General features: G+C 69.6%; 11 protein-coding genes. 6 read left to right on the top strand and 5 right to left on the bottom strand.

The features are described 5' to 3' along the window. Positions 1-5: 5 nt before the first annotated feature. The 3 genes from accD to LQ222_RS02695 are packed head-to-tail and all read left to right on the top strand — an operon-like array spanning position 6 to position 3343. A complete protein-coding gene (accD, locus tag LQ222_RS02705; protein WP_230164310.1) occupies positions 6-932 on the top strand; it encodes an acetyl-CoA carboxylase, carboxyltransferase subunit beta in 927 nt (308 codons plus the stop codon). Positions 933-936: 4 nt separating this feature from the next. Then, positions 937-2241, top strand: coding sequence for a folylpolyglutamate synthase/dihydrofolate synthase family protein (locus tag LQ222_RS02700; protein WP_230164309.1), 1305 nt, complete (start codon positions 937-939; stop codon positions 2239-2241). A gap of 52 nt (positions 2242-2293) precedes the next feature. Next, positions 2294-3343: a GSU2403 family nucleotidyltransferase fold protein gene (locus LQ222_RS02695; RefSeq protein ID WP_230164308.1), complete on the top strand. Its 1050-nt coding sequence runs from the start codon at positions 2294-2296 to the stop codon at positions 3341-3343. Positions 3344-3374: 31 nt separating this feature from the next. Here LQ222_RS02695 and LQ222_RS02690 read toward each other — a convergent pair whose 3' ends face one another. Genes LQ222_RS02690 through LQ222_RS02675 form a run of 4 tightly spaced genes read right to left on the bottom strand, consistent with a single transcriptional unit; the run spans position 3375 to position 6955 of the window. Further along, positions 3375-4145 carry a hypothetical protein gene (locus tag LQ222_RS02690; protein ID WP_230164307.1) on the bottom strand — a complete coding sequence of 257 codons (771 nt, stop codon included), beginning with the start codon at positions 4143-4145 and terminating at the stop codon, positions 3375-3377. Then, positions 4142-5029, bottom strand: coding sequence for a prephenate/arogenate dehydrogenase family protein (locus tag LQ222_RS02685; RefSeq protein WP_230164306.1), 888 nt, complete (start codon positions 5027-5029; stop codon positions 4142-4144). Before LQ222_RS02685 ends, LQ222_RS02690 begins: the two co-directional genes overlap by 4 nt. Next, entirely contained in the window at positions 5022-6110 is a 1089-nt protein-coding gene (hisC, locus tag LQ222_RS02680; protein ID WP_230164305.1) for a histidinol-phosphate transaminase, read from the bottom strand. The genes LQ222_RS02685 and hisC overlap by 8 nt, the downstream gene beginning before the upstream one ends. Further along, positions 6107-6955 carry a chorismate mutase gene (locus LQ222_RS02675; protein ID WP_230164304.1) on the bottom strand — a complete coding sequence of 283 codons (849 nt, stop codon included), beginning with the start codon at positions 6953-6955 and terminating at the stop codon, positions 6107-6109. Before LQ222_RS02675 ends, hisC begins: the two co-directional genes overlap by 4 nt. A 276-nt stretch (positions 6956-7231) precedes the next feature. Between LQ222_RS02675 and LQ222_RS02670 the strand changes: the two genes are divergently transcribed. Continuing rightward, positions 7232-8386: a homoserine O-acetyltransferase gene (locus LQ222_RS02670; protein ID WP_230164303.1), complete on the top strand. Its 1155-nt coding sequence runs from the start codon at positions 7232-7234 to the stop codon at positions 8384-8386. 32 nt (positions 8387-8418) lie between these two features. Here LQ222_RS02670 and LQ222_RS02665 read toward each other — a convergent pair whose 3' ends face one another. After that, positions 8419-9450: a hypothetical protein gene (locus LQ222_RS02665; RefSeq protein WP_230164302.1), complete on the bottom strand. Its 1032-nt coding sequence runs from the start codon at positions 9448-9450 to the stop codon at positions 8419-8421. A gap of 411 nt (positions 9451-9861) precedes the next feature. Here LQ222_RS02665 and LQ222_RS02660 point away from each other — a divergent pair, with 411 nt between their 5' ends. Beyond that, positions 9862-10512: a hypothetical protein gene (locus LQ222_RS02660; protein WP_230164301.1), complete on the top strand. Its 651-nt coding sequence runs from the start codon at positions 9862-9864 to the stop codon at positions 10510-10512. A 28-nt stretch (positions 10513-10540) separates the two neighbouring features. Next, entirely contained in the window at positions 10541-11785 is a 1245-nt protein-coding gene (locus LQ222_RS02655; protein WP_230164300.1) for a cytochrome P450, read from the top strand. The last annotated feature ends 56 nt before the right edge of the window (positions 11786-11841 follow it).

Raw genomic sequence — 11841 nt, 5'->3', positions numbered from 1 at the left:
GACCGATGAACTGGATCTCCGACTGGGCGCTGCCGAAGATCTCCGGCCTGTTCAAGCGGGATGTGCCGGAGAACCTCTGGCACAAATGCCCGGCCTGCGAGCAGATGATCTTCCGCCGCGACCTCGATGCCGCGCTGAATGTCTGCCCGCATTGCGGCCACCACATGCGGATCTCCGCCACGCGCCGGCTGGAATGCACGCTGGATGAGGGCTTCTCGCGCATCGAATTGCCGCGCGCCCCGGCCGACCCGCTGCGCTTCCGCGACCAGCGCCGCTACACGGACCGGCTGAAGGAAGCGCAGGCGAAATCCGCGATGGATGACGCGGTGGCCGTGGCCCACGGCACCATCGAGGGCCAGCGCGCCGTGGTCGCCGCCTTCGAATTCGCCTTCATGGGCGGTTCGATGGGCCCCGGCGTGGGCGAGGCGATCGTCACCGCCGCGAAGCTGGCTGTGCTGCAGGACAGCCCGTTGATCATCTTCACCGCATCGGGCGGGGCGCGCATGCAGGAAGGCGCCGTCAGCCTGATGCAGATGCCGCGCACGGTGATCGCCACGCGGCTCGTGAAGGAAGCGGGGCTGCCCTACATCGTGGTGATGTGCGACCCGACGACGGGCGGTGTCACGGCATCCTTCGCCATGCTGGGCGACATCCACATCGCCGAGCCGGGGGCGATGATCGGCTTCGCCGGTGCGCGCGTGATCGAGCAGACGGTGCGCGAGAAACTGCCCGAGGGCTTCCAGCGCGCGGAATACCTGCTGGAGCACGGCATCCTCGACATGGTGGTGAAGCGCGGGGAGATGCGCGCCACACTTGCGCGCGTGATCGGCCTGCTGCGCGTGCCGCTGGTGCTGCGCCAGCCGGAGGTCAGCGTCGAGGAAGTGACCGCCCTGCCCGCGCCCGAGGACCCGGCCCCGCAAGCCCAGGCCTGAGCGCATGTCCCGCGCCGAGGCGATCGTCGAGCGCCTGCACGCGCTGCATCCGAAGCTGATCGACCTCAGCCTGGGGCGGATGCAGCGCGCGTTGGATGCGCTGGGCAACCCGGAGAGGCGCCTGCCGCCGGTGGTGCATGTGGCGGGGACGAACGGGAAGGGGTCCACCTGCGCCTTCCTGCGCGCGATCACGGAAGCGGCGGGGAAGCGCGCGCATGTCTTCACCTCCCCGCATCTGGTGCATTTCCATGAGCGGGTGCGGTTGGCTGGAACGCTGGTGTCGGATGCCGACCTGACGGCGGCGCTGGAGGAGACCGAGGCGGCGAATGGCGGCGAGCCGATCACGGTGTTTGAGATCACCACGGCCGCGGCGCTGCTGCTGTTCAGTCGCGTGCCGGCGGATGTGATGGTGCTGGAAGTGGGGCTGGGTGGGCGGTTCGACGCGACGAATGTGATCGACCGGCCGGTGGCGACGGCGATCGCGTCGCTGTCGATGGACCACATGGATTTCCTGGGCGACACGCTGGGGGCGATTGCCTTCGAGAAGGCCGGCATCATCAAGCGCGGCGTGCCGTGTGCGACCGGGCTGCATGTGCCCGAGGCGCGCGAGGTGCTGGCGCGCGTGGCGGGGGAAAGCGCCGCGCCGCTGCTGATGCGCGGGCGGGATTGGCGTTGCGACGCGGTGCAGGGCGGGCTGGTCTATGCCGATGCGCGCGGGTCGATCGACCTGCCGCCGACCGGGCTGCCGGGGCCGCACCAGGCGGAGAATGCGGGGATCGCCATCACGGCGCTGCGGGCGTGGGGGCCGGCGTGGCTGACGGATGCGGCGGTGGCGAGCGGTGTGGCTGCGGCCGAATGGCCGGCGCGGTTGCAGCGGCTGACGGGCGCGCTTGCGGCGATGCTGCCGGGCGGGTTCGAGCTGTGGCTGGATGGCGGGCACAATGCGGGGGCGGGGGAGGCGTTGGCGGCGCATCTCGCGACGTGGCGCGACCGGCCGTTGCATCTTGTCGTGGGGATGAAGAAGGGGAAGGCGAGCGAGGAATTCCTGCGGCCGCTGATCCCCTTCGCGACGACGCTGACCGCGGTGGCGGAACCCGGGCAGCACCTGGCGATGAGCGTTGAGGATATTGTCGCGGCGAGCGGCGGCGTGGCGCGGCCGGGGCCGACGGTGGCGGCGGCGTTGGGGCGGATCGGGCGCGAAGAACCGCCCGGGCGGGTGCTGGTGTGCGGGAGCCTGTATCTGGCGGGGGAGGTGTTGAAGGCGGAGGCGGGCGCAAGCCTATCGCGCGAGGGCGCAAAATCCGCCTAACGCGCGGAAATCGTGGCATTTACCCATCAGAACAGCGTATTCTGCCCCAGCCATGGTTAAACAGCCTGTTTTCAACAACTTGGATGCCGAACAGGCGCGTCAGGCGGTGGATTGCCGGCAGGTCTTCGAAGCCCTGCGCGCGGCCGAAGGCGAGCTTTCGCGCCGCTTCGCCGGCAGCATGGCGTGGCGGACCATCCACGGCAAGGACTACCTGTATCGCCGGCGCGGCAAGGTCGAGAAGAGCCTCGGCCCGCGATCGGCCGAGACCGAGGCCATGGAGACCGCCTTCCGCGCCGGCCGCGCGCGTGCGGATGACCTCGCGCAGGGGCTGCGCGAACGGCTGGAACGGATGGCGCCGGTCAATGTCGCGCTGCGACTTGGGCGTGTGCCCAACGTGGTCGCGCGGGTGTTGCGCCGGCTGGATGAGCAGGGGTTGCTGGGCCCGCGCATCGCGGTGGTCGGGACGAATGCGCTGTTCGTCTACGAGGCAGCGGCCGGCGTGCAGTTCGGGTCCGGGCTGCTGGCGACGGTGGATGTGGACCTGGCGCTGGATGCGCGGCGGTCGCTGACGCTGGCGGCGGAGTTGCGGCCGGAAGGGTTGCTCGGCCTGTTGCGGAAAGTGGACCGCAGCTTCTCGATCCGCCGCGATGGCGATTTCCGCGCGGTGAACCGTGACGGCTTCATGGTGGACCTTATCACCGCGGCGCCGCGCGATTTGCGCCGGCGCGCACCACGGGCGCGCCTGGGCACTGCCGCTGAGGACTTGGAAGCGGTCGAGATCGGCAAGCTGCAATGGCTTGTGGAAGCGCCGCGCTTCGCGTCGGTCGCGATTGCCGAGAGCGGGCTGCCGGTGCGGATGGTGGCCGCCGACCCGCGCTTCTTCGCCGCGCACAAGCTCTGGCTGGCGGAGCGAGAGGATCGCGAGCCGGAGAAGCGCGGGCGGGATCGCTTGCAGGGGGAGGCGGTGGCGGGGTTGCTGGCGGGGGCGTTGTCGAACCTGCCGGTGGATGATGCGAGCCTCAGTCAGTTGCCGGCGGCGTTGGCGGTGGGGCTGCGGGAGGCGATGATGGCGCGGCTGAGCGGGCCGGTATTGGAGTGGTAATTCTCGAGAAGCACACCGAGCATGGTGCCGGTCATCTTGAGTCACTCCCTTTAGGCAACGCAGACCAAAAGCTTCCGGCCGCTCTGGCGTACATTCGATGCGTTTCCGAGAACCGGTAATGCTCGTCCTTCACACAGAGAAGGGCTCCTTCCGTCAGCAACTCCGATGCGCGAAGGATGCGCCCGAGATTGTGGATGCGATACGTCCGCGTCGTCTGCGTCTGAAGGTCAGAAAGCTGCCGATGCCCTACTCGCTTGTTCCGCAGGGTCCACAGTTCCGCGAGAGCGCATTGGATCCGGTTCGTCCGGTAGTGGGTGTAGGTCGTGCACCACTTCTCTACCCGTGTGTTCTGTGCGGCGATCGCCGCCGCAATATCGGACGGAAGCCGTTGCCGGAGCCACGCGTGATGGTCAGGATCAGACACCGATAAGAGCTGTCCTGTTCGCGCATCCCTTGTCTCGGCGAGGCGGAGCGCACATGCCGCCTCGGCACGCTCCCGCAGAGCCGCTCGGACATCGCCTTTCCGTAACTCCGTCGAGACGAGCTCGAATCCGATACTGCCGCCATCCCTGCGGTCAGCGTCCCATAACCGCGCAAGCGCCATGATGACCTGCACATGAAGCGCTTCACGAACAACCTGAAATGGCGCGGCAAGCCGCGCGCCGTTCATCCGGGAGATCAGCGCCGAATCACCGTCCGGCCGACGAGAGGTTTCCCAAGCGGGTATTGCAACATCGAGCTCATCGATCGAACCGTCGATCAGCGCTGTCAGTCGTGACAGGCGAGCGTCTTCCGCGCTCATGCCTGCTTCCGCTCAATCAGCTCCCTGCGGATCTTCCGCCCGCGCCGGATGCGGTCCTCGATGAACTCCGCCTGCCCGTAGCGCACCGCGCGCCCCAGCGCGTGCGCGTCCTCGCTGAACCGCGCCAGCATTTCCAGCAGCGCCTCGCGGTTGTTGAGGAACACGTCGCGCCACATGTCGACATCGCTCGCCGCGATGCGCGTGAAGTCGCGGAAGCCGGCGGCGGCGAATTTCAGCACCGACTCCTTCGTCTCCTCCGCCAGGTCATCCGCCGTGCCGCAGATGGTGAAGGCGATCAGGTGCGGCAGGTGGGAGACGATCGCCACCGCGCGATCGTGCGTGACCGGGTCCAGCGTCTCGATCATCGACCCGCAGCGGCGCCAGAACTCTCGAACTTTCTCGACCGCCGCCGCATCCGACCCCGGCAGCGGCGTGACGATGCAATACCGCCCGTCGAACAGCTCCGCGAAGCCGGCATCCGGGCCGGAATGCTCGGTGCCCGCCATCGGGTGCGCCGGCACCAGGTGCACACCCGCCGGCATCAACGGCGTCAGGTCGCGCACCACGCTGCCCTTGGTGGACCCCACGTCGGACAGCACGCAGCCCGGCGCCAGATGCGGCGCGATGACCGCCATCACCCCGGCATAGGCGCCGACCGGCACGCACAGGATCACCCCGTCGCAGCCGGCCACGGCGCGCGCCGGATCATCCTCCACAACATCGACGATGCCGAGCTCGCGCACGCGTGCCAGCGTCTCCGGCCGCCGCGCCGTCGCCACCACCGTGCGCGCCAGGTCGCCGCGCGCACGCGCCACCCGCGCGATGGACGACCCGATCAGCCCGATGCCGACCAGGCACAGGCGTTCGAAGACCGGCTCAGCCATGCATGAAGGCGGTCAGCGCCTCGATGACCATGGTGCATTCCTCGGCGGTGCCGATCGTGATGCGCAGGCAGGACGGCAGCCCATAGCCGCCCATGGCGCGCACGATGAGCCCGCGCGCCTTCAGCGCGTCATCCGCGCCCTTCGCCTTCGCCGGCGTGCCGAAATCCACCAGCAGGAAATTGCCTTCGCTCGGCCAGACCTTGATGCCGGCGGCTTCCAGCGCGGATGCCACGCGACCACGCCATTCGGTGTTGTGCGCGACCGAGCGTTCGATCCAGCCCTTCTCGGCCAGCGCCGCGATGCCCGCGGCCATCGCGGCGGCATTCACGTTGAACGGCCCACGCACGCGCGACAGCACATCGATCACGGGTGCCGGGGCATAGGCCCAGCCGAGCCGCATCCCGCCCATCCCGAAAATCTTGGAGAAGGTGCGTGTCATCACGGTCGCGCCAGGTCCGCCGGCATCCACCAGCCTGGCGCCCGCATCGTAGTCCGGGCGCGTGACGTATTCGGCGTAGGCGCTATCCAGCACCAGCAGGATGTCGTCGCGCAGCCCGGCGCGCAGCCGGTCCACCTCGCTTTGCGGCAGGATCGACCCGGTCGGGTTGTTCGGGTTGGCCAGGAACACCAGCCGCGTGCGCGGCCCGACCGCCGCCAGCATGCCGTCGATATCGGCGGCCAGGTTGTGCTCCGGCACCTTGATGATGCGGCAGCCCGCCCAGCGCCCGGTGATGTCGTACATCAGGAAGCCGTGCGCGCTCATCACCAGCTCGGTCCCCTCCCCGCCATAGGCGAGGATGAGCAGCGCGATGAGTTCATCCGACCCGTTGCCGACCACGATCCGCGCGGGGTCCAGCCCAAAGCGCGCGCCGATCGCCTCGCGGATCGCCTTCGCGCCGCCATCGGGGTAGCGATGCGCCTCGGCCGCCATCGCCTGGATGGCGACGATGGCACCCGGCGGCGGGCCGAAGGCGCCCTCGTTGGAGGACAGCTTCACGATCCGGTTCACGCCCGGGATCTTGGATTCACCACCGACATAGGGCTCGACCGACAGGATCGAGGGGCGAGGCATCACGCTCATGCTGCGTCTCCGGCGACCGGCGCGGCATAGGCGCCGAGGATGGTGCGCCGCGCCCAGGGCAGCGCGGACAGGCGCGCATCATCGGCGCGCAGGAAGCCTTCGACCTCGGCCAGGGCCAGCGTGGCCTGGCCGACGCGCGCGACGATCAACGAGGGCACCTTCAGCCCGGCCTCGGCCAGCGCGGCGATGATCCGCCCGCGCGCCGCGCCGGCCTCGGCCTCCAGCAGCAGCAGCGTGCGGTCATCGCCCGACGGATCGGGATCGACCGGGGCCACCACCAGCGCGCCCGGGCTGCCGGCAGGTTCGGTGACGAAGGGCAACCGCGCCACCACCTGCAGCTTCGGCACTTCCAGCCGCGCCCACCACGCACTTCCCGCGCCGGCTTCCTGTTCGGCCGGGGCCGGCAGCACCGCGACCGAGGCTTCGCCATCCGTCACCGCCGCCAGCGCCCGCGCCGGCGTGGGGTGCACGCGGATCGCGGCGATCGGCCCAAAATGCTCGCGCGCCAGGCGCGCATGGCCCGATTGCGGGCTGGGCGCATGCACGGCCACGGAAAACCCACCCTGGATGGCGGTGCTGGCCATGAAGATCTCGCGCCAGATCCGCACCAGGCGTTCGCGCGCCAGCGGCCCGGTGTGGCGCGCCAGCAGGCGGCGCAGCACGGCGGCCTCGCGCCCCGGGCGCAGCGGGGTGGTGCCGCCCTTCGCACGGCTGCCGGCCAGGCGCCCCACGACGGCGGACCGCTTCATCAGCAGGTCGTGCATGGCATCGTCGAGCGCATCGATCTCGGCGCGGAGCGCGGCGATGTCGGCCTCGGCGGGGGTGGCGGGCGAGGTGTCTGGCATGGCTGCTTTTGAAGTGCGTGACGGTGGAATAGACGGCCCCGCGCGGGGCGCCAAGCGGGGGAGGCTGCGCGACACCGCCCGCCCGCGCAGGCCGGCCATGCGCGCCGCCGAGCGGGCGGTGATGCACGCGCCCGTCCTCCCCCCGCGCGCGGGGGCCGGTTGGCCATGGCCCCGGCGGCCGCGGCAGGCCTGCGGGTGCCCAGGTGGGGCCGCGGCAGCGCGCCCGCATGGCGGCCGTTGCGGCGCCGGCGCGGCGGCCCTAAGCATCCATCCGCCATGTCCCAGGCCATCGCCCCCCTGCCGGAGGTCGACCACCAGCATGTCGTCTTCGCCGACGGCCTGCCGCTGGATTGCGGCGCCGTGGTCGCGCCGCTGGTGGTGGCGTACCGGTCCTATGGCCGGCTGAACGCCGCGAAGACCAATGCGCTGCTGGTCTGCCACGCGCTGACCGGCGACCAGTATCTGGCCGAGCCCAGCCCCGTGACCGGCAAGCCCGGTTGGTGGGAGAGCATCGTCGGGCCCGGCAAGCCGCTGGATACCGACCGCTATTTCATCGTCTGCGCCAATGTGCTGGGCGGGTGCATGGGGTCGACCGGCCCGCGGTCGGAGATGACGGATGGCGAAGGGCGTGGGTTGGGCCGGCCTTGGGGGACGGATTTCCCGCAGGTGACCATCCGCGACATGGTGCGCGCGCAGAAGCGGCTGATGGACCACCTGGGCATCGCGCGCTGGCTGGCGGTGGTCGGCGGGTCGATGGGCGGGATGCAGGTGCTGGAATGGGCGGCGACCTATCCGGATGCCGTGCTGGCCGCGGCACCGATCGCCTGCGCGGCGCATCACAGCGCGCAGAACATCGCCTTCCACGAGGTCGGCCGCCAGGCGATCCATGGCGACCCGGACTATGCCGGCGGGCGGTACTGGGAGGCCGGGCGCATCCCGGCGCGGGGGCTCGCGGTGGCGCGGATGGTGGCGCACATCACGTACCTGTCGGAGCAGGCGCTGACGCGGAAATTCGGGCGCCGGCTGCGGGGTGCTTCGGCGCTGACGTTCCTGGAGGATGTGTTCGAGGTGGAGTCGTATCTGCGCCACCAGGGCAGCACCTTCGTGCAGCGCTTCGACGCGAATGCGTATTTGACCATCACGCGCGCGATGGATTTCTTCGACTTGGCGGCGGAGCACGAGGGTGATTTGTCGGCGGCGTTCCGCGGCACGGCGACGCGGTTCTTCCTGGCGAGTTTCAGCAGCGACTGGCTGTTCCCGACCTCAGAGAGCCGCACGGTGGTGCGGGCGCTGAACGCGGCGGGGGCGAGCGTGTCCTTCGTGGAGATCGCGAGCGACAAGGGGCACGACGCGTTCCTGCTGGAGGAGCCGGAGTTTCATGCGGCGCTGGGGGGGTTCCTGCGTGGGGCGGCGGAGAAGGTGGGGGTTTAGGGAACGAGCCCGGGCGAACTCTCGCGCGTGGCTTACGGCACTATGAGCTGCCGAACGAAACCGCGCGCTGATTCGACGATGCTTGGAACCTCCTCGAGGTTGCGGATGCGGAAGGTCATGTCGGCACCGATGTCCGGCGCAATCCGAACGAAGCGCGCCGTGCAAACGGCTTCGAAGTCGCTGATGAACGCCGATGCATCGGGCAGAAGCCGAGGGCCGGTGCGATGGCAACCGATCATTGGCGACACGCGCGAACCTTCAACGAGGGCGAAGGAAGCGGTTATCCGATTCCCGAAGACCAGCACTTCGCGCGAGAATTCGTAGTCCGTCACGCGGCGGGGGTGTGGCAACGTCGCCGCTCCGGGGTCGTCGGGGAACGTCCAGCGAGAGATTCGAATCTCCGTATCGTCTGCACACTGATGGCCTCTATTCCGTCGGCAAGCGCTGATGCCATTCTCGGCTGTTGCCGACGCGGTATCGTCACGCAATTGGAACAGAATCGCAAAGCCACGCTGCGGCTCAAGCGGTACGTTGTTCCAGTTGACGTAGCTTAGATTCCGCAACGGTACTCGCAGGGCTGTGTGATCGAACCGGTACTCGATGCGCCGATCCGGCTCATCTGGCACGACCCTTCGAAGCGGCAACGGGAGCGGGCAAACCGTTAGTTGGACATAGGGCACCGTCGCGGGGGCGGCGTCGTGCAGACGCCCCGTGCGCAATGACCCGACATCTACCCCGTGGCGCAGAAGCCCGCGCGTGACGGCTGCCGAACGCGTATCACCGAGCGCGAAGGATTCACCGGCCGTCTCAAAGGGCGTGATGTAAGCCGCGCCGGAGTCCTTCACGAACACCGCTGCGACCCGCAGCACGCGACTGGCCGAAGCGTCAAGGTCCGAGCGACCCGGAGCAAACACGATCCGAAAGGTGCACTCGTGCGTCTGGCGCGAGGCTTCTCGGTCAATCTGCCGTTCCGAACCAGAACTCGGCTGTTCCGTCGTGCAGCTTCCCAACAGGAAGGCGACCATCGCAAGGGCCATCAGCGGCCAGGCGCGCGGCTTGATCAAGCGAGCCCCTCATACTTCAACGTGTCAAACCCTACCCCATGATTAGATCGCCGCGGGCGCGCGCAATGATCCGCCATCCGACAAAGCGGGCGACCTGCCCCGCTCACCCCGCCACAATCCCCGCCGCCCGCGTCACCAGCGTGGTGATGGGCGCGGTGATCGCCTGCACCTGCCCTGACAGCCGATCCTGCTGCGGCGTCTGGAGCCGACTAACGCCTCGGCCCGATCGGATCGCTTCCATCACCTCGCCGTCCTAGGCGACAGACCCGCCCAAACTACTCGACACATGAATCCGCCCGTCTTTCGCCGCATGCCGCTGTGATCCGCATCGCATCCGGCGCCCACTTTCGGCGCCATGCTCCACCCTCGATGCAAGTGCCTCGCACGCCGCTTCACAGCAGGAGCAAGCCCATGCTGAAGGCAACGATCGTCACCTTGGCAGCATTCGGCGTCGCGCTTGCCGCGCACGCGCAGGTCGAACGCAGCCCGACCACCCCCACGCCGCAGGTCGAGACCATCACCGACCCCGACGCCATCGCCGCGCGCCTGCGCATCTGGGCGACCGACAGCGGCGATCCCGTCTATTTCGGCGAGGTCCGCAACGTCGACGCGCGCTCGCGCCGCGTCCTCGGCCACTACCAGTGCCTCGCCATCGCCTTCATCCGCTACGAGGCCGGCGTCCTGCACTACTACCACAAGATGTGGGCGCGCTCGCCCGACGGCTCCTGCCGCTACGACGACCTGACCAGCCGCCCGGTCGGCAATCGCGGCCTGTGTGTCCGCGACAGCGACGCTGCCGGTCCCGGCCGCGCGCCCAGCACCAGGCGCATCAGCAAGGACAATCTCGACTGGCAGAACGGCCGCTTCCGCACGATCGACACGCGCGCCCGCCGGGTGGGCGAGACACCCGCCTGCGTCCCGCCGAACGGCGCGGCCGCCGGCCTGTTCTCGCTGGAGATCATCGGCGACCGCTTCCGCCTCATCACCACCCGCCCGCTCAGCTACGAACTGAACATGGCGCCGCAGGACCCGCGCAGCCCGCCCTCCGCCCCGGTATTCTGAAACGCGCCACGCCACGAAGGGGGATCGCATGAGCTTCCTCGCCGCCCTCGATGCGCTGCCGCCGAACGACCCGGCGCGGGCCGGCCTGTTCATGCAGCGGCTGCGGGCCGATTGGCGCGCGCTGTTCGCCGAACTGCGCGCCGACCGTCCCGTGCTGGAACTGCCGATCTTCACCATGGTCAGCCGCTGGACGGACGTGGTGGACGTGCTGTCGCGCAACGAGACCTTCCGCGTCACCTACGCACCGATGATGGACCCCTCGGTGGGGCCGTACATGCTCGGGCGCGACGGGGCGGAGGAGAACTGGCGCGACAAGTCCGTCATGCGCGCGCTGATGCGCTGGGACGACGTGCCGGGCATTCGCGCGCTGGCCGCCGCGACGGCCGCCGAGGCGCTCGCCGCCACCGCGCCGCCGACGGTCGATGTGGTGCAGGCCGTCTCGCGCCTGGTGCCGCTGCGCGTGGTGCAGCACTGCTTCGGCTTTCCCGCCCCGGATGACGCGATGCTGCGCTGGTCCTGGGCCACGCAGGCGGACATGTTCCACAACATCGCGAATGTGAAGGCGCGTCACGATGCCTGCGTGCAGGCCGGCACCGAGATGCGCGCCTGGGTGCGCAGCTTCCTGGCCACGCGCCGGCCCTGGGACCAGGCGGCGGGCGAGGACACGGTGTCGCGGCTGCTGCGGCTGACCGCGGGCGGGCTGTCGGGCCTCGACCCCGAGCAGGTGGTGAGCAACGTCTGTGGCCTGCTGGTCGGCGCGATCGAGACGTCGTCGCAGGCGATCGTCAACGCGACCGAGCAGATCCTGCTGCGCCCGGAGGTGGCGACGCGCGCGCTACGCGCCGCGCGCGGCAATGAGGAAGCGGCCTTCGACGCGATCGTGTGGGAGGCGCTGCGCTTCAACCCGATGACGACCTTCGTGATTCGCACCGCCGCCACCGATGCCGTGCTCGGCCCGGGCACGCCCTACGAGACGAAGGTCACCGCGGGCACGCGGATCGCGGCCGGCATCGGTTCGGCGATGTTCGACCCGGGCGTATTTCCCGAACCGGACGCGTTCCGCGAACGACGGCGCACCGCCTACCTGCATACCGGCTTCGGGCCGCATGAATGCCTCGGCCAGTTCGTCGCGTATGCCATCATCCCGGAGACGATCAGGCACATCCTGCTGCTGCCCGGCCTGCGCCTGCGCGAGGGGGACGCAAGCCGCGTCGACTTCGCGGGCGGGCCCTTCGCCGAGCACTTCGTGCTGGCGCATGGGGCGGCTGGGTGACGCGACGTCGGCCTCGGCTGGCGCCTGCCCCCCTGCGTTGCCAGCCTGGTTGAGCA

This window comes from Roseomonas sp. CECT 9278 (assembly GCF_918698155.1).
Lineage (GTDB): Bacteria > Pseudomonadota > Alphaproteobacteria > Acetobacterales > Acetobacteraceae > Neoroseomonas.
Note: the sequence above shows the minus strand (reverse complement) of the source record. Positions and strands in the feature narration are given on the sequence as shown.